Here is a 20,976-nt window from a genome sequence, read left to right as displayed (position 1 = left end):
TTGCACGGTAGGGGGCCATCGGCCGAGGGGGGGTGCAAGGTGATCCAAGCCTTGCGCGGCCGCATCCCGGTCCAGGGGGGACTGTCCCGGGGCGGCCCCCTACCGTGAGCAGGTCGGTGGACCATCCGGTCCGGTGCTCGGCCACATGGGGGGTTGGGCCGTGCGCCGTGGGGATGTCTCTCACTCATCCACCGACTTTTCTTCTCTGCTCGCACTACTGATCATGCCGTGTTTGCTAATGCAGATGAATGTACTTTCGTCTACAAGTGGGCTGGACTTCCGTCCTGACCCGGCGCCGCGGGCGGGGGGCCCTGCTCAGAGCTCGCGCAGCTGCGGGTCGACGAGCCCGCTCTGGTAGGCCTTGATGAGCGCCTGCACCCGGTCGCGGACGCCGAACTTCTCACAGACCCGCCCCAGGTAGGCCTTCACGCTGCCCTCGGAGACGTGCATCTGCTCGGCGATCTCCCGGTTGCTCAGCCCCTGCGCCAGAAGTGTCACGGTCTCCATCTCCCGGTCGGTCAGCAGGGAGCGCAGGATGTTGTCCGCCGACCGTGCCGGCTGCTGCTGGTCCGGGACGGAGATGACGTTGTCCGCGAGCGCGCGGGCGATGGCCGGGGAGAGGGCGATCTCGTTGTTGAGCACCTGGTGCACGGCGTCGATGATCTCTTCGGGCCGGGCGTCCTTGACCAGGTAGCCGGCCGCACCGGCACGCAGGGCCGGCACCACGAACTCCAGCGTGGAGAACGTCGTGAGGGCCAGCACCTTGGACCGCGGACTGCGCGAGGTGATCTCCCGGGTGGCCTCGATGCCGTCCATCACGGGCATCTTCATGTCCATCAGCACGACGTCCGGATCGATCGCCAGACATCGGTCGACAGCCTCCCGCCCGTTGGACGCGGTGCCGATGACCTCGAACCCGGGCTCGGCCGAGAAGAAGGACTTCAGGGCCTCCAGCATCAACGGCTGGTCGTCCACGACAAGCACTCTGCATTCAGTCACCTGCACAGTCTATTTTTCGATGTCCCCCAAAGTGCAACACGTCATATTCGACAAAAGTCACAAATGGTCTGGACAAAGGTCGATAGGTGACTTCGGTTAACGTTGGCAAAATGGAACCAACCAGGGCAGCACACCCCTAGTGACCGGGAGATCTCTCCCCCACCCCGGCCGCCACCCCCCGATCCGGTGCTGCTCTCGTGATCCAAGGAGCCCCCCATGAAGAAGAAGATCCACAGCGCCATTGCCGCCACGCTCGTTGCCGCTACCCTGGTGGCCGTTCCCATCGCCCCCGCGAACGCCGCGCCGCGTTACGTCGTGTGCGGCTGGTGGCCCGCGATCTGCCGATGAGGTATCACTGCAGGTGTGGCTAATGTAACTGCATCGTTAGAAGGCGCACCGCGCACAGCCGGGAAGACTTCGTTCTTCCACGCCGAGCCTCTTGCTTGGTGGCTGTCCGCGGTGCTCGTCCTTTTTGCGCTCCTGACCATGATGGACGAGCTGCGACATCTCGTCAGTGACTTCCGTGGCTCCGCGCCCCTGGAGATCATGTTCGCCGTGGACAGCGTTCTGTCCTACGCCGTCATCGGCCTCGTCGCATGGCGGTCCACCTGGGCATCCCTGGCGTCGATCTCCTGTCTGATCACGTCGCTGATCCTTCACGACTACGGGGCGGCGATCATCGCCGCCGCTGTGGTCACGGTGTCCGTGCTGGCCACCGCGACGGACCGGTTCATCAAAGTTCACCTCCTGGTCTACTTCGCCTGGATCATTGCGGCCGCCTCCCTCCGAGAGGGAGGCTTCGACGGGATCATCTTCTGGAATCTGCTCATCCCTTTGCTCGTGGTGACCCTCGTCGGAGGGGGCGTGCGCTACTTCGGTCAGCAGCGCCGACGCAGTGAACAGCGGGTCCGGGACCTCGAGATCCTCAATGTGCGGCTGCGGGAGGACGAGCGGCAGGCACTGGCCCGGGACCTGCACGACGTCGTCGCCCACGAGCTCACCCTCATCACGATGCAGACCATGAGCCGGCGCCGCTCCGGGGACGTCGGCGAGCTGCACCAGGTCCTCGAGACCGTGGAGGGCGCCGCCCGCTCGGCACTGCACGAGCTGCGGGTGCTGCTGCGCCTGCTACGCAACGAGAACGAGGGCGAGCACCCCCGGGACGTCACGGGCGCCGGCCTGTCCATCGGCAGCCTGGAGCACGTGGTCACGTCCCTCGCGGCGAGCCTGCGGGACCTGCGCTTCGACCCGGCGGTGGTCATCACGGGCGACCTCGAGGCCATGCCCACGACCGTGCGCGGCACCGCCGCCCGCATCCTGCAGGAGGCGGTCACCAACATCATCAAGTACGCCCCGACCGGGTCGCGATGCCGGATCGAGGTGACGGCGGACGACCACGAGCTGCGCCTGCGCGTGGCGAACCCCCTGCCGCGCAGCACCCAGCGCACGGACGCCTCCTCGGCGGAGATGTCCTCGGGACTCGGCCTGCGCGGCATCGCGGAGCGCGTGTCGCTGCTGGGCGGCCGCGCCGAGAGCGGGCCGCAGGACGGGAAGTGGCTCCTCGACGTGTGCCTGCCCGTGGACGGGCGGGAAGCGCTGTGAGCCACCGGGCCGCGCCGGACACCGGCCTGGCCCGGCGCGTGACCGACGTCGTGGCCACCATCCCCCCGGGCCGGGTGCTGTCCTACCGGGACGTCGCGGAATTGGCGGAGTGCCGTTCCCCGCGCGTGGTGGGCACGGTCATGGCGCGCAACCCCACCGGCGAGACGCTCCCCTGGTGGCGCGTGGTCACCGTGCAGGGCACCCTCGCGGACCATCTCCAGGCCGAGGCCCGGGAACGGTACCGCGAGGAGGGCACGCCCCTGAGGGAGGACGACCGGCACCTCGTGCGCGTGGACATGGACCGTGCGCTGTGGACCCCGGACTCCCCCGGCGCCTGACGCCGCTCCGCCCACCTGCTCGGCCGACCCGCTCCGCCCACCCGCTCAGACCACCTGCTCCGCACACCCTGCGGTGCACCCGTGCCGTGCTCCGGCGCAGTGTCCCGCGGCATCCGGAGCCGGGGTCCGGGCCCGGCGCCCGGGCTCAGTACTCGAGCGGGCCCGCCACCTCGAGGAAGTTGCCGTCCGGGTCGAAGGTCCGCCCGGTGAGCCGCTCGAACGCCTCGACGTAGCGCGCGCGGGTCCGTTCCACCACCTGTTCCGGCAGCGGGGGCACGGGGCCGGTCCCGTTCCAGCCGGACTCGTCCGAGCGCAGCCAGTCCCGCACGTACTGCTTGTCGAACGAGGGCTGGGCCTTGCCCGGCCGGTAGGTCTCCGCGTCCCAGAAGCGGGAGGAGTCGGGGGTGAGCACCTCGTCCCCGAGGGTGATCGCCCCCCGGTAGGAGTCCAGGCCGAACTCCACCTTGGTGTCCGCCACGATGATCCCGCGCTCGCGGGCGATCCTCTCGGCGGCGGCGTAGATCTCCAGGGTCAGCTCGCGCAACCGGTCCGCCACCGCGTGGCCGACCCCGTCGGCCATCTCCTGGAAGGTGATGGGCAGGTCGTGCTCGCCCACCTCCGCCTTGCCGGTCGGGGTGAAGATCGGCTCGGCGAGCCGGGAACCGTCCACGAGACCCGGGGGAAGCTCGATCCCACAGACCTCGCCGGCCTCCTGGTAGTCCTTGAGCCCGGAGCCGGTCAGGTAGCCGCGGGCGATGCACTCGACCGGGAACATCGAGAGGTTCTTGCAGACGACGGCCCGCCCGCGGACGGACTCGTGCACGTCGGTCGACAGGACGTGGTTGGGCACGCCCGCGAGCTGCTCGAACCACCACAGGGACAGCTGCGTCAGGATCTTGCCCTTGTCCGGGATCTCCGTGGGGAGGATCTCGTCGAAGGCGCTGATCCGGTCGGTGGCCAGCACCAGGACCGAGCCGGCCCGGTACTCGGCGTCGTCGTAGATGGCCACGCCCGTGGCGCGCAGCCGCGACTCGTCGGGGACGTAGAGCTCCCGGACCTTGCCGGAGTAGATGTGCCTCCACCCGGGGATCTCGGGAGGGGTGCTGACGGTGCCCTGCTCGCTCATGCCTGCTCCTGACGGGGACGGGGATCGGAGGCGCCGGGCACGGTGACCAGGCCGCGGGCGGCCTTCAGCGCGATGTCGGTGCGGTGCTGCGAGCCCTCGAGCGCCACGAGCCCCACCCCCCGGTAGGCCCGCTCGCGGGCGTCGTCGAGGTCGGCCCCGAGGGCGACGACGGCGAGCACCCGCCCACCGGCGGAGACGATCCGCCCGGCGTGCTCGCCCTCGCGCGCCACCGCGGTGCCGGCGTGGACCACGTGCACGCCCTCGAGCGCCTCGGCGTCCGCCAGCCCGCCGATCGGGTCGCCCTTCCGGGGGCTGTCCGGGTAGTCCTGCGCGGCGACGACGACGGCGACGGCCGTCTCGGGCCGCCAGCGCAGCCGCTCGGCCTCGTCGAGGCGCCCGGCCGCGGCGTCGTGCAGCAGCCGCCCGAGCGGGGTGGTGAGCCGGGCGAGCACGGCCTGGGTCTCGGGGTCCCCGAAGCGGGCGTTGAACTCGATGACCCGCAGACCGCGGGTCGTCACGGCCAGCCCGCAGTACAGCACGCCCACGAACGGGGTGCCCCGGCGCCGCATCTCGTCGACCGTGGGGCGGGCCACGCGCTCCACGACCTCGTCCACGAAGCCCTGCGGCAGCCACGGCAGCGGCGTGTAGGCGCCCATTCCGCCGGTGTTGGGGCCCTCGTCCTCGTCGTGGATCCGCTTGAAGTCCTGGGCGGGGCTCAGCGGGATCACCCGGGAGCCGTCGGTGAGCACGAACAGGGACACCTCGGGCCCGTCGAGGAACTCCTCGACCACCACGCTCCCGCCCGCGGCGAAGCACGCGGCGGCGTGCTCGAGCGCGGCCGCGCGGTCGGAGGTGACGACCACGCCCTTGCCGGCGGCGAGCCCGTCGTCCTTGACCACGTAGGGCGCACCGAAGGTGTCGAGGGCGTCCGCGGCCTCCTCCTCCGTGGTGGCGACCCGCGCCATCGCGGTGGGCACCCCGGCGGAGGCCATGACCTCCTTGGCGAACGCCTTGGAGCCCTCGAGCCGGGCCGCGGCCCGGGAGGGGCCGAAGACGAGGAAGCCGGCCTCGCGCAGGGCGTCGGCCACCCCGGCCACGAGCGGGGCCTCGGGACCCACGACCACGAGATCCACTCCGAGCTCGCGCGCCAGCGCGGTGGCCGCGGCGGGGTCGTCGGCGTCCACGGCGTGCACCGGGACGAGCTGGGCGATACCGGCGTTGCCCGGCGCGCAGTGCACCTGCTCGACCTCGGGATCTGCCAGCAGTGCGCGGATGATTGCGTGTTCACGGCCTCCGGGGCCCAGTACCAGAACCTTCACGCCCTCAGGCTAGTTGGCGGCAGCGGGAAGTGGCACATCGTCCCACGCCTCGGCCCCAACGGTCCAGCATAGGTAAGCAACCTGAGCATGTCCTTCGAATTCCGGGGGACGACGACATGGTCCGACATCCTCCCATGTGGCGGGGTCACCGTGCCTACCGTTGAGGCATGAGCACATCGAGACGAGTCACTGCAGCTTCGGCCGCCGCCGTCCTGGGCCTGTTCCTGGCCGGCTGCGACAACACCGGAACGGAGGAGACCCCGGAGGCCCCCGCCGGGACGACCGCGCCGATGGAGGATGGTGCGACGACCGAGCCCACCGACGGCGCCGGCATGGGCGGAGGCGCCACCGACGGCGCCACCACCGGCGCCACCACCAACAGCGGGGCCGGCACCGGTGACGATGCCACCACCGGCGCGGACGGCACGGTCCCCGAGGGGGACACGGGCGGCACGGACACCGGCGGCTGAGCGGACGTCGGCGCGGCGCCCCGGCCCCGTCGAGGAGGCGCGGGGCGCCGCTGACATACTGGGGCGATGCAGACCTTCACCTCGGACCGTGCCGTGGATCTCGCCGTGCTCGAGCGCAGCGGTTTCGTCGAGTCCCGCCACCGCGGCTCCGCCGTGGTCCTGGACCCGGACGGGGCCGTGGCGGTGGAGCTGGGCGACATCGGCACCCCGATCTTCCCCCGTTCCACCCTCAAGCCGTTCCAGACCATCGCCGCAATGAAGGCCGGGGTCCCGCTGCGCGGGGCCCAGGTCGCCATCGCCTCCGCGTCCCACATCGGCTCCTTCGAGCAGCTCGACGCGGTGAGCTCGATCCTCGGGGCCGCGGGGCTGACCGAGGACGCGCTGCAGTGCCCGCCGGACTGGCCCGAGGACGAGGAGGTCCGCACGGAACTCGTGCGGACCGGGCGCGGCAAGGCCCGGATCTGCATGAACTGCTCCGGCAAGCACGCCGCGTTCCTGTGGGCGTGCACCGAGAACGACTGGCCCACGGACAGCTACCTGGACCCGGCGCACCCCCTGCAGCGGACCGTACTGGAGACCGTCGAGGAGTTCTCGGGCGAGCGCGTGGCCCACGTGGGCGTGGACGGCTGCGGCGCCCCCCTCGCGGCGATCTCCCTGACCGGCCTCGCCCGGGCGTACTCGACCCTGGGCCGGGCCGCGGGCAACCTCGACGCCGACGCCCGCGCCGCCACGGTCTCCCAGTGCATGCTCGACTACCCGGAACTCGTGCACGGGCCGGGCAGGTACAACACCGTGGTCATGGAGGAGCTGGACGTCGTGGCGAAGCTCGGGGCGGAGGGCGTGCTCGCGCTCGGCACCCGCACCGGGTGGTCGGTGGCGCTCAAGGTCCTCGACGGCGGCTCCCGCGCCAACGCGCTCATCGGCCTCAGCCTGCTCGCCCACGCCGGGGCCGTGCCCGCCGCGGCGGCCGCCGCGGTGATCGGGCGGGTGGTGCGCCCGATCATGGGAGGGTCCCGCCCCGTCGGCCGGCTCCGCGTGGCGGAGCCCCTCCTGGAGCTGCTCGGGCCGGAGCTGGTCCGGGCGCTCGGGCAGGACTAGGCCGTGGCCCGCCGCCGCGTCGATCCCGCCGATGGGACCCTGGCGCTGGGCGCCTGGCGCGCGGACCCGGACGGCACTCCGCGCCGGACCGTGGCCACCGCCGTGCGCTACACCCTCGAGGAGCTCGCCGAGCGGGTGCCCGGCAACAGCGTGGAGGTGCGCGTCCCGCCCTTCGGCGTCACCCAGTGCGTGGCCGGGCCCCGGCACACCCGCGGGACTCCGCCCAACGTCGTCGAGACCGACGCCCGCACGTGGCTCGACCTCGTCACGGGGGCGCTGACCTGGCCGGAGGCCGTCGCCTCGGGCGCCGCTGTGGCCTCGGGCACAAGGACCGATCTCGCGGACGCCCTCCCCCTGTTTCCCCGGTAGCCTTGAGGACATGAGCTCCACTCCCTCCTCCCCCTCCGCGCGCCCGTCCCCGCGGAAGGTCCCGCGCCGGCGCCGCCGGAAGCGGACCGCCGTGCCGCTGGCCGCCGCCGGCAGCCAGCAGATGACCCTGCGCCGCGCCCCGAACATCTGGGCGTTCGTCCTGCTCGGCGGCATCCTGGGCGCCGTCGCGGGCGTGCTCGTGGGGCTGACGGGCCGGGGCAGCGCCGAGTTCACCCAGGGGGCCGTGACCCTGTTCATGGTCTCCGTCTGCACGGTCCTGGGCCTGGCCGCCGGCGCCGTGCTGGCCCTCGTGCTGGACCGGGTCTCCGTGGCCCGGGCCCGGGCCGTCACCACCGAGGTCGTGGACGACGACGCCTCCGCCGGCTCGCCGGCGGACGCCCCCCGGACCACAGACCCCCGAGCTTGAGAGAAGGCTGATCGACGTGGTTCGCCCTGATGGACAACTCAGCCACGACCTGCTCCCCGGAGAGAAGGGCCCCCAGGACGCGTGCGGCGTGTTCGGCGTGTGGGCCCCCGGCGAGGAGGTCGCGAAGCTGGCCTACTACGGCCTCTACGCCCTGCAGCACCGCGGCCAGGAGTCCGCCGGGATCGCCGCGAGCGACGGCCACCGCATCGCGGTGTACAAGGACATGGGCCTCGTCTCGCAGGTCTTCGACGAGGCGACCCTCACCACCCTGACCGGGCACCTGGCCGTGGGCCACTGCCGGTACTCCACCACGGGCGGGTCCCACTGGGCCAACGCCCAGCCCACGCTCGGCGCCACCCCGCACGGGACCGTGGCGTTGGCGCACAACGGCAACCTCACCAACTCGGCCGAGCTGTACGAGCTGCTGATCGACAAGTCGGGGTTCCCCTCCCAGGGGGAGATGGCGCAGGGCAACACCACGGACACCGCGCTGGTCACCGCGCTGCTGGCCGAGCACCCGCACGGCTCCCTCGAGGAGGCCGCCATGCACCTGCTGCCCCAGCTCGTGGGCTCCTTCTGCCTCGCGTTCATGGACGAGAACGCCCTCTACGCCGCCCGCGACCCGCAGGGCATCCGCCCGCTGGTCCTCGGCCGGCTCGAGCGCGGCTGGGTGGTGGCCTCCGAGACCGCCGCACTGGACATCGTGGGCGCGTCCCTGGTCCGCGAGATCGAGCCCGGCGAGTTCGTGGTGATCGACGAGCACGGCCTGCGCTCGCAGCGCTTCGCCGAGACCCGCCGCGCCGCGTGCGTGTTCGAGTACGTCTACCTGGCCCGCCCGGACACCACCATCAATGGCCGCTCCGTGTACGAGTCCCGCGTGGAGATGGGCCGCCGGCTCGCCCGGGAGCACGTCATCGACGCGGACCTCGTCATGCCCACCCCCGAGTCCGGCACCCCGGCCGCCATCGGCTACGCCGAGGAGTCCGGCATCCCGTTCGGCAACGGCCTGGTCAAGAACGCCTATGTGGGGCGGACGTTCATCCAGCCCTCGGACACCATCCGCCAGCTCGGCATCCGGCTCAAGCTCAATCCGCTGAAGTCCGTGGTGGCGGGCAAGCGCCTGGTGGTCATCGACGACTCGATCGTGCGGGGCAACACCCAGCGCGCCCTCATCCGGATGCTGCGGGAGGCCGGGGCCGCCGAGATCCACGTGCGGATCTCCTCCCCGCCCATCAAGTGGCCGTGCTTCTACGGCATCGACTTCGCCTCCCGGGCGGAGCTGATCGCCAACGGCCTCGGGGTCGAGGAGATCAGGGCGTCCCTGGGCGCGGACTCCCTCGGCTACATCTCCGAGGACGGGATGATCGCGGCCACCCTGCAGGAGCGCGCCGAACTGTGCACCGCGTGCTTCTCGGGCACCTACCCCACCCGCCTGCCGGACGCGGACAAGCTCGGCAAGAACGTCTTCGAGGCCCGCACGCCCGTGGACTCCTCCCCCCGCCGGTCCCCGGGCGGGCCGTCCGTGGCGCAGCGGCCGGAGCACGCCTCCGCCGTGTCCATCGACACCCACCCCTCGGCCGACGACGGCGTCTCCCGCCGGCCCGCCGAGCGCACCAGCATCTCCGACGAGGACTCCGGCATCCAGGAGACCTCCACCGGGTGCGACCCGGGGCCCGACTCCGACCTCGAGGACCTGATCCTGCCCGAGGACCGGGTCCCCGCCGGACCTGCCGCCCGGGAGACCGCCCGGCCCGCCGCCGGGCCCGGATCCGAGCACGCCGCCCAGCCCCAGACCGCGAAGGACGCCTGACATGGCCCAGCCCCCCTCCACGAACCGCACCGTCACCTACGCCAGCGCGGGCGTGGACGTCGAGGCGGGAGACCGTGCCGTCGAGCTCATGAAGAGCGCGGTCAAGGCCACGCACACCCCCCAGGTGGTCGGCGGGGTCGGCGGGTTCGCGGGACTGTTCGACGTCTCGGAGCTGCTCGCCTACCGCAAGCCCTACCTCGCCACCTCGACCGACGGCGTGGGCACCAAGGTCGCGATCGCCCAGACCCTCGACGTGCACGACACGATCGGCTTCGACCTCGTGGGCATGGTCGTCGACGACATCGTCGTGGTGGGCGCCAAGCCCCTGTACATGACCGACTACATCGCCACGGGCCGAGTGGTGCCGGAGCGGATCGCGGACATCGTGCGGGGCATCGCCGCGGCCTGCGAGCAGGCCGGCACCGCCCTGGTCGGCGGGGAGACCGCCGAGCACCCGGGGCTGCTCCGCCCGGACGAGTACGACGTGGCGGGGGCCGCCACCGGCGTGGTCGAGGCCGACGAGCTGCTGGGCCCGCACCGCGTGCGCTCCGGCGACGTGGTCATCGGCATGGCCTCCTCCGGGCTGCACTCCAACGGGTACTCCCTGGTCCGGAAGGTCATCAACGTGGCCGGGTGGTCGCTGGACCGGCAGGTCTCCGAGCTCGGCCGCACCCTGGGCGAGGAGCTGCTGGAGCCCACCCGCGTCTACGCCGCCGACGTCCTCGACCTCGCCGCGGCCTTCCCCGTCAACGGCCAGGACCGGGCCACGGGCCACGGTGTCCGCGGCTTCAGCCACGTGACCGGCGGGGGCCTCGCCGCGAACCTCGCCCGGGTGCTGCCCGCCGGGCTCGAGGCCACGGTGGACCGCAGCACCTGGGAGCTGCCCGCGGTCTTCCAGCTGATCAGCCAGCTCGGCAACGTCCCGCTGCCCGATCTCGAGCGGACCCTCAACCTCGGCGTGGGCATGGTCGCGATCGTCGACCCAGCGGTGGCCGACGACGCCGTCGCCCATCTCACGGCCCGCGGCCTGCCCTCGTGGGTCATGGGATCCGTGGGCGAGCTCGACCCGGACGCCGACCACGGCGGACCCGACTGGGTGCAGGGCGCGAAGGGCGTGGACGGCGGCGCGGTGCGCATGGTCGGCGCCTATACCGGCTGACCCGGCCGGGCGGAGAACCCGGAGGAACAGTGAACGCCCCGCCGGTCGGCGGGGCGTTCACTGTCGGCGGGCACGCGAAGAAGGTGCACGTCCTGGACGGGCACCTTGTTGCGTCGTGCGGTGGAGACGAGCGGAGTTCCCGGTGCTTACCGGCGGTAGTCCTCGTCGTAGTCGTCGGCGTACTTGTCGACGTAGGCCGAGTAGTCGTCCTCGTCCTCCTCGACGGTCTCCTCGACCGGCTCCCGCAGCGGGGGCATCTGCTCGCTGCCGCGCAGTTCCCGCTGGAGTGCCGTGAGGTCGGTCTGCGGGCTGAAGTACTTCATCTCCCGCGCCTGCCGTGTCGCCTTAGCCTTTTGACGGCCGCGCCCCATGGCGTGACCCCCTCTGTCTCTTGGTCCGGACGGCGGCACTCAGGCACAGAGTACGGCCCCGGAAATGTCGTATGAATGGTTCGTGAGACCAGGGTACATGGTTTGCCAGCCCGTTGCGCCCGGCCCGGGACCGGCGCGGTGGACTGTCGGCAACCTCACGGGAGGCTCGCCGAACGCGGTCCGGGGCCGCCGGGTCTCCCCGGCGGCGGCCCGCCGGCCGGGCCGGGGCCCGCCGCTGCTCGCGGCGCACCCCGGCCCCCCGGCGGGCGGCTCCCCCGGCGCTCAGCTCGCGGCGCGCGCCGGCTCGGACACGGCGGTGACGGTGAGCCCGTCCGCCACCACGTCGGCGTCGACGTCCACCCGGACCGTGTCGCCGTCCACGACCGCCCCGGAGAGGATCGCCCTGGCGAGCTTGTCCCCGATCTCCCGCTGCACCAGCCGGCGCAGCGGCCGGGCCCCGTAGGCCGGGTCGTAGCCGGTGAGACCCAGCCACTCGGTGGCCGCGGGGGTGACCACCAGGTTCAGGCGGCGCTGCCCCAGGCGCTCGGCCAGCTGGGCGACCTGGATGTCCACGATCTTCGCCAGGTCGGACGTGGACAGCGGGTCGAACAGGATCACGTCGTCGAGCCGGTTGAGGAACTCGGGCTTGAAGGAGGCGTTGACCACGTTCATCACCGCCTGCTTCTTCGCCTCGGGCTCGATGGTCTGGTCCACCAGGAACTGGCTGCCGAGATTGGAGGTGAGGATCAGGATCACGTTGCGGAAGTCGACCGTGCGCCCCTGCCCGTCGGTGAGCCGCCCGTCGTCGAGCACCTGCAGCAGGATGTCGAAGACGTCCGGGTGGGCCTTCTCGATCTCGTCGAGCAGGATCACCGAGTAGGGGCGGCGCCGCACGGACTCGGTGAGCTGGCCGCCCTCCTCGTAGCCGACGTAGCCCGGAGGGGCGCCGACCAGCCGGGAGACCGTGTGCTTCTCCCCGTACTCGGACATGTCGATCCGCACCAGCGCGCGCTCGTCGTCGAACTGGAACTCCGCCAGGGACTTCGCGAGCTCGGTCTTGCCCACGCCGGTGGGGCCGAGGAACAGGAACGAGCCGATCGGGCGGTTCGGGTCGGAGATGCCGGCGCGCGAGCGGCGCACGGCGTCGGCGACGGCCTGCACGGCCCGGTGCTGGCCGATGAGCCGCTTCCCGAGCACCTCCTCCATGTGCAGCAGCTTCTCGGTCTCGCCCTGGAGCATGCGCCCGGCGGGGATGCCGGTCCAGGCCGAGATCACCTCGGCGACGTCGTCGGCCGTGACCTCCTCGGAGACCATGGTGTCGTGCGGGGCGGAGGTGTCCTCCTGCTCCTGGGCGGCGTCGAGCTCCTTCTGCAGCGCGGGGATCTCCCCGTAGAGCAGCCGGGAGGCCTCGGCGAGGTCGCCCTGGCGCTGGGCCATCTCCGCCTGCGAGCGCAGGTTGTCGATCCGCTCCTTGAGGTCGCCGACACGGTTGAGGCCGGCCTTCTCGGCCTCCCACCGGGCGTTGAGGGCGTCGAGGTCCGCCTTCCTGTCGGCCAGCTCCTGGCGCAGCGCGGCGAGACGCTCGACCGACGCGGGGTCCGTCTCGCGCTCCAGCGCGAGCTCCTCCATGGTCAGGCGGTCGACGGCCCGGCGCAGCTGGTCGATCTCCTCCGGGGCGGAGTCGATCTCCATGCGCAGCCGCGAGGCGGCCTCGTCGACCAGGTCGATGGCCTTGTCCGGCAGCTGCCGGCCGGGGATGTACCGGTTGGACAGGGTGGCCGCCGCGACGAGCGCGGCGTCCGCGATCTGCACCTTGTGGTGGGCCTCGTAGCGCTCCTTGAGGCCGCGCAGGATCGCCACGGTGTCCTCCACGGAGGGCTCGCCCACGTAGACCTGCTGGAAGCGGCGCTCCAGGGCGGCGTCCTTCTCGATGTTCTCGCGGTACTCGTCCAGGGTGGTCGCCCCGATCAGGCGCAGCTCGCCGCGGGCCAGCATGGGCTTGAGCATGTTCCCGGCATCCATCGAGCCCTCGGCGGCGCCGGCGCCGACCACGGTGTGGATCTCGTCGATGAAGGTGACGATCTGCCCCTCGGACTGCTTGATCTCCTCGAGCACGGCCTTGAGCCGCTCCTCGAACTCGCCGCGGTACTTGGCGCCGGCCACCATGGACCCCAGGTCCAGGGAGATCAGCGTCTTGCCGCGCAGCGACTCGGGGACGTCCCCGGCGACCATGCGCTGGGCCAGACCCTCGACGACGGCGGTCTTGCCGACGCCGGGCTCGCCGATGAGCACGGGGTTGTTCTTGGTGCGGCGCGACAGCACCTGCACCACGCGCCGGATCTCGGAGTCCCGCCCGATGACGGGGTCGAGCTTGCCCTCGCGGGCCATGGCGGTCAGGTCGGCGCCGAACTTCTCGAGCGCCTGGAACGTGCCCTCGGGGTTGGCGGTGGTCACCCGGCGGTCGCCCCGCACGGACGGGATGGCGCTCCTGAGCTGGTCGGGGCCGGCTCCTGCGCTCCGCAGGACGTCCCCGGCCTTCCCCTCGTGCTGGGCGAGGCCGTAGAGGAGGTGCTCGGTGGAGATGTACTCGTCGCCGAGGGACTGGGCGAACTGCTCCGCGGCCTGGATGACCTGCAGGGCGCCCCGGTTGAACTGGGCCTGGGCCGTGGAGGACCCGGACGCGGAGGGCAGGGCCTTGATCGCGGCGCTGGCCTGCGCCGAGACGGCGTCGACGTCGGCTCCGGTGGCCTTGAGGACGGCAACGGCCACGCCGTCCCGCTGGTCCATGAGGGCCTTGAGAAGGTGGGCGGGCTCGACCTGCGGATTGCCCGCGGTCGAGGCGTTGGTCGAGGCGGCGGAGAGCGCCTCCTGGGACTTGGTGGTGAACTTGGTCTCCACTGCGGCTCCTTGACGAGGGACGGTCTGGGAACGGTCAGGAACGAACGGCCGGCATGGCGCTCCAGCGAGTGCGGCCGGACAGTTCAGCTAACCTGAGTCTATCTCACTCAACTCTGGGCCGACAGGTTCTATTCCTGCTCGGTCCGGCCCCGGAGGCCGAAGCAACCGCGCGGACCCCTGCCGGGCGAGCCCTCCGAGGTGCTCGTCCAGCAGGGGTCCGCGCGGCGCAGGTCGTGCGGTCCCTCGCCGGTCTAGCCGGTGCTCCGCCCCGTGAGCTTGTCCCGCAGGCGGTCGACCATGCCGACGCCGGGCCCGATGGTCTTGTGGAACAGCTCCGAGTGCGGTGCGCTCGGGTGCGGGCGGGTTGGGGCCAGCTTCTTGGCCTTCTGCACCTTCTCGCCCAGCTCCACGAGGTCCTCGGCCGGGATGTGCGCCCGCAGCTTGGGGAACTGGTCGGACTCCTCGTCCTCGATGTGGTGGCGCAGCTGCGCCTGCATCTCGCGGATCAGCTCCATGAACGCCGGCTCGGAGGCGTCGACGCCCTCCACCTGCTTCATGACCTGGACGAGCTCGTCGTGCTCCTTCTTGTCGTGCTCGACCTCCTCGGCGCCGTCGGGCAGGTGCTTCTCCATCACGGGGTAGACGTGCATCTCCTCCGCGACGGCGTGGCGCATGACCTCGGCGATCACGGTGTCGGCGAGGTCCCTGCGCTGGGCGGCGTCCGGTGCGGCCTCGATCTGGCCCAGCAGGTCGAGCATGTCGCGGTGGTCGGTGGTGAGGATGTCGATGACATCCGTGCCCGGCCCCGCAGCGTGGGTGTCGGTCATGGGACGCGCCTCCTTGAGGTTGTGGTTCCGGTTCCGTGGGCGGCAGGACGAGGTCCCGGCGCCTGAGCGCCCGCCGCGCCCGTGCCACCCTTCAGCAGTGTGCTGATCACTTCCGACTCTAGGCGACGAGCACACCGCCGACCAGGCCGCGCCGGCCGATGACGTCGTTCCCCGGCGCGCAGGCAGCCGGAGGCCGCGGACCGGCCGGGCCGGTGGCTCAGAGGAACGTGACGCCCTGGGCTAGGGGCAGCTCACCGGAGTAGTTGACGGTGTTGGTGGCCTGGCGCATGTAGGCCTTCCACGAGTCGGAGCCGGACTCCCGCCCGCCGCCGGTCTCCTTCTCCCCGCCGAACGCCCCGCCGATCTCCGCTCCCGAGGTCCCGATGTTGACGTTGGCGATGCCGCAGTCGGAGCCGGCCGAGGAGAGGAACCGCTCGGCCTCGAGCTGGTCGCTGGTGAAGATCGCCGAGGACAGCCCCTGCGGCACGCCGTTCTGCAGCCCGATGGCCTCGGCGAGCTCCGCGTAGGTGAGCACGTAGAGGATCGGGGCGAACGTCTCCTCCTGCACCACCGCGGTCTGGGCGGGCATCCGCACGAGGGCCGGCTCGACGTAGAAGGCCCCGGGGTGTTCCTCGGCCAGCACCCGGTTGCCGCCGGTGAGGACCGTCCCGCCCTGCTCCTGGGCGTCGCGCAGGGCCTGCTGCATGGCATCGAAGCTGCGCTCGTCGATCAGCGGGCCCACCAGGTTCGAGGGCTCCCGCGGATCCCCGATGCTCAGCGTGCCGTAGGCCTGGACCAGCCTCTCCGTGAGGGTGTCCACCACGGACTCGTGCACGATCAGCCGGCGCAGGGTGGTGCAGCGCTGGCCCGCCGTGCCCACGGCGGAGAAGACGATGCCCCGCAGGGCGAGGTCCAGGTCGGCGCTGGGGGCGACGATCGCGGCGTTGTTGCCGCCCAGCTCGAGCAGCGCCCGGCCGAACCGGGCGGCCACGCGCGGGGCGACCTCGCGGCCCATCCGGACCGAGCCGGTCGCCGAGACCAGCGCGACCCGGGGATCGTCGACGAGGCGCTCGCCGCCGCCGCGGTCGGCGAGCACGAGCTGGTGGATCCCGGCCGGGGCGCCGCAGTCCTCGACAGCACGGCGCAGCAGCGCGTCGGTGCCGAGGGCGCAGAGCAGCGCCGTCTCGGAGGGCTTCCACACCACGGTGTCCCCGCAGACCAGAGCGAGGGCGGTGTTCCAGGAGTGGACGGCGACGGGAAAGTTGAAGGCGGAAATGACCCCGACCACCCCCAGCGGGTGCCAGGTCTCCATGAGCCGGTGGCCGGGCCGCTCGGAGGGCATGGTGCGGCCGTAGAGCATGCGGGACTGCCCGACGGCGAAGTCGCAGATGTCGATCATCTCCTGGACCTCCCCGAGGGCCTCGGAGGTGATCTTGCCGGCCTCGGCCTGCACGAGCACGGCGAGGTCCGCCTTGTGCTCGGTCAGCAGCTCGCCCCACCGCTTGACCACGTTGCCGCGCACCGGCGCCGGGCCGTCCCGCCAGGCGGGGAACGCCTCGGCGGCTCGGCCGACGGCCGCGGTGACGTCCTCCTGGGAGGTCGCGGGCAGGGTGACCAGCACCTCGCCGGTGAGGGGGCTGCGGGCCTCGAGCCCGCCGGACAGGGCATCGGCATCGACGCCGCAGGCCCGGAGGGCGCGGCGGACCTCGGCGGTGAGAGTGGTCTCCTGGACGGTCTGGGACATGGTGTTCCTCCTGGTGCTGACAGGTGCTGACGGGTGCTCGGATCGTGCGGTGGGTGTGCACCGTGCCGGTCGCGGGGCGGGTCCGGCGCTCAGCGCGCGGCGACGGCGGCGAGCTGCTCGCGCAGCAGAGCCACCGACGCGTCCTGCTGACGCCGGTACAGGTCGTGCGGGTCGGCGACGGGACGGCCGACGACGTCGGACATGACGGTGATGTCGTAGTCGGTGCCGGCCTGGGCGTCGTCGCGGAAGCCCTCGTCGGTGAGGTTGGACCGGAAGATCCCGGCGGCCGAGCGCGGCAGGAAGTCCTCGTAGACGATCGGCTCCGGCACCGCGACGCCGGCCTCGATCAGATCCCCGAGGCCCACGTCCGGGCCGATGACGGGCCCGCCGGCCCGGACCAGGGCGTCCCGGTCGAGGGTGTAGGTGAAGTACCCCAGTCCCCGGACGGCCAGCTCCTTCTCGGTCCGGGGCAGGTGCGCCTCCCACACGGCGCGGGCCACGTCGACCCGGACCCCGGCGCCCTCCCCGACGGCCAGGCGCCGGTCGGTCTCGGCGACCATCCGGTCGTAGAGGTCGCGCCCGGTGCGCGTGAGGGCGATGCCGCGCTGCTCGACCTCCCCGAAGCGCACCCGCAGCGCACCGGGACCCACGGTGCCGTCCTGAAAGCGGAACACCCGCTCCTCGGCCAGGGCGCGGAAGGAGGTCTGGCGCAGCAGCACGTCCGGGCCGTCCCACCGCGGTGGGCCCTGGATCTCGTCGATCATGCTGATCCCGAGGGCCTCCATGCGGGCGTAGAGGTCGTCGATGTCCAGCACCCGCGGGGTGAGGTGGTTGACGTGGGTCGCGCTCACCCCGCCGATGTCGGCGGCCACCGCCGAGACCGCTTCGAGCTCCCGGTACCAGGCGTGGTCGACCGGTTCGCCGGAGAGCTCGAACACCCCGGTGGCCAGGTCCAGCAGCCGCTCCGCCCCGGGCTCCTCCAGACCGCCGGCCTCGGCGGCCCGGTCGGCCAGGTCCAGCAGCTCCTGCGGGAAGAGGATGCGGTGGTCGATGAACTCCTTCAGCCGCTGCTGCAGCTCCGGGCCGAAGAAGCGGGGGTCGTCGGCGGCCAGCATGGAGGTGAAGACCCGGAAGGGGTTCTTCGCCAGCTCTCCGGGGTCGGTCGGGCGGAAGGCGGTGGAGATCACCGGCACGGAGGACGCCGAGGCGTCGCGCAGGTCGTAGAAGCCCACCGGGTGCATCCCGAAGGCGGCGAAGATGCGGGCGACCTGCCTCATCTCCTGCGGGGAGCCCACCCGGATCGCGCCGTGGCGCTCGGCGGTCACCCGGTCGATGCTGCCCAGGCGCTCCGCATCGGCGCCGTGGCGGGCCAGGTGCTCCTCGTTCACGGCGGCCGAGACGTCGACCAGGGTGGTGTAGGCCGGCACCTCCTGGCCGTACATCGTCGACAGCCGGCCGGCGAACCGGGCCCGCAGCTGCCACAGCTGCTGGAAGGTCATGGTGGTGGTTCCTCTCGGCGGGGCGTGGGTCGGATCAGATGATGTTCACTTCGCGCAGCACGGACGCGGCGGCGCGGACGCGGTCGGCGGAGAAGCGCCGGGGGTCCATGAAGGAGGGCCCGCCCATCCGCCCTCCAGATCGGGGTGTTCCAGGTGCGGGTGCTCCAGGTCGGGGTGCTCCAGCTGCGCGGCGCAGACGGCGGCCGCGGCGTTGGGCTCGGGCAGCCAGACGTAGCCGGACTCCCGGGGCTGGGCGGTGGCGAAGGTCGGGTCCAGCGAGACGATCCGGTCCGGCACGGGGGCCTCCCTCGGCGCTGCTCCGCGGGGAGGGCCTGCATCGATCCGGCAACTCCAGCTCATCGGTTATCGATAACGAGCATGGTCGAGCCGGCGGTGGGGGTCAAGGGATGACGTCGGCCTCCACCCGGGCCCGCTCCGGGACCGCACGGCAGCGTGCCCCGGCGGGGCCCGGGCACCTCAGGGGCGGGCGTAGTCCAGGTGGCGCACCATGCGCTGGGCCGCGAGCTCCGGATCCCCGGCGACGACGGCCTCGGCGATGCCCCTGTGCTCCGCGGCGCTGCTCCGGACCAGCCCCCGCTCCTGCAGACGATAGGAGCCGTTGATGCGGGACTGGTCCCGCAGGTTCTCCACGATCGCCGTCCACCGGCTGTTGCCGAGCATGTCCACGAGCGTGACGTGGAAGCGCTGGTCGGCCTCGAGGTACTCCAGCAAGCCGTCCGCGTCGGCGGCCTCCACGGTCCGTTCGGTCAGCGCCCGCAGCTGCGCGGCCTGCTCGGCGGTGACGCCGGCCGCGGCCACGCGGCGCACCGCCTCGACCTCGATGAGGCGGCGGAGGTCGTAGACCTCCTGCTTGTCGGAGTCCGTGAGCTCCACCACCCGGAAGCCGCGGTTGCGCACGAGCTCGAGCAGCCCCTTGTTGGCCAGCGACATCATGGCCTCCCGGGCGGGACTGTTGGACACCCCCAGACGGGCGGCGAGGGCGTTGGCGGAGTAGATCTCACCCGGTCGCATGGCCCCGCTGAGCAGCGCCCGGCGGATCAGGGCCTCGGTCGAGTCCTTGAGCGTGGAGCGGGAGAGCTCCGCGGGCCGGAGCTCGTCGCCCCACGCGTGGCTGCGCCCCATCCGCCCTCCTGACCTGGCCCTCGTCCCGAGCGGCCCCGGTGGGGGCCTGTCGACTCCCGGGAAACATAGCAGTCGGCCCCGTCCGCTCGGTGGGCATCGTGCCCGCCCGCACGCCCAGGGCCTCCGCTCGACGACGACAGGGGATCGTGGAATCCCGGCACACGAGGAAACGGGGCGCGAGCTATATCACATACACCCTGATTTGTCCAAGATCACAGGCCCAAACCGTTGGATGCCCTCGACTTCGTCCGTAGCATCGAGGTTTCACCCAGTTCGGCCCGACGACGCGCCTTCCACATCCCCTCGTTCCCCACGGAAGGAACTGCCATGTCCGCACCTCGCACTGCCGTGCTCCAGGTGATCAACGCCCCGGACCGCACCGGCATCCGCTTCGCCCTCTTCGCCCTCGCCCTCGGGGGCTTCGGCGTGGGCACCACCGAGTTCGCCTCGATGGGCCTGCTCCCCTTCATCGCCGAGGACCTCGACGCCTCGATCCCCGCCTCCGGGCACGCCATCGCGCTCTATGCGCTGGGCGTGGTGGTCGGCGCACCGCTCATCACGTCCCTGACCTCCCGGGTGGAGCGCAAGAGGCTCCTGCTCGGGCTCATGGGGGCGTTCACCCTGGGCAACGTCCTCTCGGCGACCGCCCCCTCCCTGGAGTGGCTGTACGTGGCGCGGTTCCTCTCGGGCCTGCCCCACGGCGCCTACTTCGGGGTCGCCGCGGTGGTGGCCTCGTCCCTGGTGCCGCGCGAGCGGCGCGGCACGGCCGTGGCCCGGGTGGCTCTCGGCCTGACGGTCGCCAACATCGTGGGCGTGCCGCTGGCGGCCGTGCTCGGCGGGAGCCTGGGCTGGCGCGCCGGGTACGGGCTCGTGGTGGTCATCGGCCTGCTCACCATCGCGGCCCTCGCCCTCTGGGTCCCCCGCACCCGCAACGGCGGCGGGGTCTCCGTCGCCCAGGAGGTCCGCGCCCTGGGCCGTCCCCAGGTGGCCCTGACCCTGCTGGCCGGGGCGATCGGCTTCGGCGGCATGTTCGCGGTCTACACGTTCGTCTCCCCGATCCTCACCGAGCTCAGCGGTCTCGGGCTCTCGGCGGTGCCGTGGGTGCTGGCCGTGTACGGGGTGGGCATGACCGCGGGCTCCCTGCTGGCCGGGCCCCTGCTGGACCGTTCCATCGAGAGGACCGCCCTCGGCGCCGGGGCCGTGTCCGGGGTGGCCCTGGCCTTCTTCGGCCTGTTCGCCCACTCGGCTGTCGCGGCCGTGCTCGGGGTGCTGTGGATCGGCGCCATGGGCGCCCTCTTCAGCACCGCGCTGCAGATGCGCCTGCTGCGCGAGGCCAAGGACGCCCCGTCCCTGACCGCCGCCATGAACCACGCGGCGTTCAACCTGGCCAATGCCATGGGCGCCTTCCTCGGCGGAGCCGTCATCTCGGCCGGCTGGGGCTACCGCTCCCCCGCCTGGGTGGGCGTGGGCCTGGCCGTGGCCGGCCTGCTCGTCCTGGGCCACGCGACCCGTCTGCACCGGGCGGGGGCCGGCACCGCTCCCGTCCGCACCGGGCCTTCGTGGGCCTCCCAGGCCGTCTCCGACCTGCTCGTGCTCCTTCCGGAGCCCGCGCCCCTGCGCCCGGCCCTGGTGAACGGCTCCCGGACGACCAGCTGGGCCGATCTCGGCCGGTGACCGCCGGCGCCCCCTGCCTCCTGGGCAGGGGGCGCCGAGGCGTTCCCGCGGAGGGTCCACGTCGGGCGCTCTTGTCGGTCCCGCAGGCCGTGGGCCACGATGG

Annotated in this window: 20 protein-coding genes; 10 read left to right on the top strand and 10 right to left on the bottom strand. The window is 72.3% G+C overall.

Going from position 1 to position 20,976, the window contains the following annotated elements; all coding sequences use genetic code 11:
• Nucleotides 1-315: 315 nt before the first annotated feature.
• Nucleotides 316-999, bottom strand: a complete 684-nt coding sequence (locus ABD220_RS16900) for a response regulator transcription factor (protein ID WP_344124582.1) — start codon at nt 997-999, stop codon at nt 316-318.
• 216 nt (nt 1,000-1,215) lie between these two features.
• Here ABD220_RS16900 and ABD220_RS16895 point away from each other — a divergent pair, with 216 nt between their 5' ends.
• The 3 genes from ABD220_RS16895 to ABD220_RS16885 all read left to right on the top strand — a co-directional run bounded on the left by ABD220_RS16895 (nt 1,216) and on the right by ABD220_RS16885 (nt 2,939).
• Nucleotides 1,216-1,347: a hypothetical protein gene (locus tag ABD220_RS16895; RefSeq protein WP_017832565.1), complete on the top strand. Its 132-nt coding sequence runs from the start codon at nt 1,216-1,218 to the stop codon at nt 1,345-1,347.
• A gap of 111 nt (nt 1,348-1,458) precedes the next feature.
• On the top strand, nt 1,459-2,601 hold the full coding sequence (locus ABD220_RS16890; protein ID WP_344124578.1) for a sensor histidine kinase: 1,143 nt from the start codon (nt 1,459-1,461) through the stop codon (nt 2,599-2,601).
• Nucleotides 2,598-2,939 (top strand): MGMT family protein, encoded by a 342-nt coding sequence (locus ABD220_RS16885; RefSeq protein ID WP_344124576.1) that lies wholly within the window; start codon nt 2,598-2,600, stop codon nt 2,937-2,939. Before ABD220_RS16890 ends, ABD220_RS16885 begins: the two co-directional genes overlap by 4 nt.
• Nucleotides 2,940-3,084: 145 nt before the next feature.
• On the opposite strand, the gene ABD220_RS16880 is transcribed toward ABD220_RS16885, so the two are convergent.
• Together ABD220_RS16880 and purD are read right to left on the bottom strand one after the other, a co-directional pair.
• Complete coding sequence (locus ABD220_RS16880; RefSeq protein WP_344124574.1) at nt 3,085-4,065, bottom strand: phosphoribosylaminoimidazolesuccinocarboxamide synthase; 981 nt, start codon at nt 4,063-4,065, stop codon at nt 3,085-3,087.
• Nucleotides 4,062-5,384 (bottom strand): phosphoribosylamine--glycine ligase, encoded by a 1,323-nt coding sequence (purD, locus tag ABD220_RS16875; RefSeq protein WP_344124572.1) that lies wholly within the window; start codon nt 5,382-5,384, stop codon nt 4,062-4,064. Before purD ends, ABD220_RS16880 begins: the two co-directional genes overlap by 4 nt.
• A 167-nt stretch (nt 5,385-5,551) precedes the next feature.
• On the opposite strand from purD, the gene ABD220_RS16870 reads away from it, so the two are divergent.
• The 6 genes from ABD220_RS16870 (at nt 5,552) to purM (ending at nt 10,717) form a co-directional block, all read left to right on the top strand.
• Nucleotides 5,552-5,854 (top strand): hypothetical protein, encoded by a 303-nt coding sequence (locus tag ABD220_RS16870; RefSeq protein ID WP_344124570.1) that lies wholly within the window; start codon nt 5,552-5,554, stop codon nt 5,852-5,854.
• A 66-nt stretch (nt 5,855-5,920) separates the two neighbouring features.
• On the top strand, nt 5,921-6,952 hold the full coding sequence (locus ABD220_RS16865; RefSeq protein WP_344124568.1) for an asparaginase: 1,032 nt from the start codon (nt 5,921-5,923) through the stop codon (nt 6,950-6,952).
• 3 nt (nt 6,953-6,955) lie between these two features.
• Nucleotides 6,956-7,321 carry a sterol carrier family protein gene (locus ABD220_RS16860; protein WP_344124565.1) on the top strand — a complete coding sequence of 122 codons (366 nt, stop codon included), beginning with the start codon at nt 6,956-6,958 and terminating at the stop codon, nt 7,319-7,321.
• A 10-nt stretch (nt 7,322-7,331) separates the two neighbouring features.
• Nucleotides 7,332-7,748: a hypothetical protein gene (locus ABD220_RS16855; RefSeq protein WP_344124563.1), complete on the top strand. Its 417-nt coding sequence runs from the start codon at nt 7,332-7,334 to the stop codon at nt 7,746-7,748.
• A 16-nt stretch (nt 7,749-7,764) separates the two neighbouring features.
• The gene (purF, locus tag ABD220_RS16850; RefSeq protein WP_344124562.1) at nt 7,765-9,558 is read left to right on the top strand and encodes an amidophosphoribosyltransferase; all 1,794 of its coding nucleotides are present in this window, start codon (nt 7,765-7,767) and stop codon (nt 9,556-9,558) included.
• A gap of 1 nt (nt 9,559) precedes the next feature.
• Nucleotides 9,560-10,717 (top strand): phosphoribosylformylglycinamidine cyclo-ligase, encoded by a 1,158-nt coding sequence (purM, locus tag ABD220_RS16845; RefSeq protein WP_344124560.1) that lies wholly within the window; start codon nt 9,560-9,562, stop codon nt 10,715-10,717.
• A 146-nt stretch (nt 10,718-10,863) separates the two neighbouring features.
• Here purM and ABD220_RS16840 read toward each other — a convergent pair whose 3' ends face one another.
• The 7 genes from ABD220_RS16840 to ABD220_RS16810 form a co-directional block, all read right to left on the bottom strand.
• Nucleotides 10,864-11,088, bottom strand: coding sequence for a DUF3073 domain-containing protein (locus ABD220_RS16840; RefSeq protein WP_062735120.1), 225 nt, complete (start codon nt 11,086-11,088; stop codon nt 10,864-10,866).
• A gap of 282 nt (nt 11,089-11,370) precedes the next feature.
• On the bottom strand, nt 11,371-13,986 hold the full coding sequence (gene clpB, locus ABD220_RS16835) for an ATP-dependent chaperone ClpB (protein ID WP_344124557.1): 2,616 nt from the start codon (nt 13,984-13,986) through the stop codon (nt 11,371-11,373).
• Between the two features lie 251 nt (nt 13,987-14,237).
• Nucleotides 14,238-14,813: a hemerythrin domain-containing protein gene (locus ABD220_RS16830; protein WP_344124556.1), complete on the bottom strand. Its 576-nt coding sequence runs from the start codon at nt 14,811-14,813 to the stop codon at nt 14,238-14,240.
• A 217-nt stretch (nt 14,814-15,030) separates the two neighbouring features.
• Complete coding sequence (amaB, locus tag ABD220_RS16825) at nt 15,031-16,557, bottom strand: L-piperidine-6-carboxylate dehydrogenase (RefSeq protein ID WP_344124555.1); 1,527 nt, start codon at nt 16,555-16,557, stop codon at nt 15,031-15,033.
• Nucleotides 16,558-16,646: 89 nt separating this feature from the next.
• Nucleotides 16,647-18,056, bottom strand: a complete 1,410-nt coding sequence (gene hglS, locus ABD220_RS16820; RefSeq protein ID WP_344124554.1) for a 2-oxoadipate dioxygenase/decarboxylase — start codon at nt 18,054-18,056, stop codon at nt 16,647-16,649.
• A gap of 45 nt (nt 18,057-18,101) precedes the next feature.
• The gene (locus ABD220_RS16815; RefSeq protein ID WP_344124552.1) at nt 18,102-18,353 is read right to left on the bottom strand and encodes a hypothetical protein; all 252 of its coding nucleotides are present in this window, start codon (nt 18,351-18,353) and stop codon (nt 18,102-18,104) included.
• A 180-nt stretch (nt 18,354-18,533) separates the two neighbouring features.
• Nucleotides 18,534-19,199 carry a GntR family transcriptional regulator gene (locus ABD220_RS16810; RefSeq protein WP_344124550.1) on the bottom strand — a complete coding sequence of 222 codons (666 nt, stop codon included), beginning with the start codon at nt 19,197-19,199 and terminating at the stop codon, nt 18,534-18,536.
• A 327-nt stretch (nt 19,200-19,526) separates the two neighbouring features.
• Here ABD220_RS16810 and ABD220_RS16805 point away from each other — a divergent pair, with 327 nt between their 5' ends.
• Nucleotides 19,527-20,873 carry an MFS transporter gene (locus ABD220_RS16805; RefSeq protein WP_344124548.1) on the top strand — a complete coding sequence of 449 codons (1,347 nt, stop codon included), beginning with the start codon at nt 19,527-19,529 and terminating at the stop codon, nt 20,871-20,873.
• Nucleotides 20,874-20,976 lie beyond the last annotated feature (103 nt).

The organism is Kocuria aegyptia, from assembly GCF_039530085.1.
In the GTDB taxonomy this organism is placed as follows: Bacteria; Actinomycetota; Actinomycetes; order Actinomycetales; family Micrococcaceae; genus Kocuria; species Kocuria aegyptia.
Note: the sequence above shows the minus strand (reverse complement) of the source record. Positions and strands in the feature narration are given on the sequence as shown.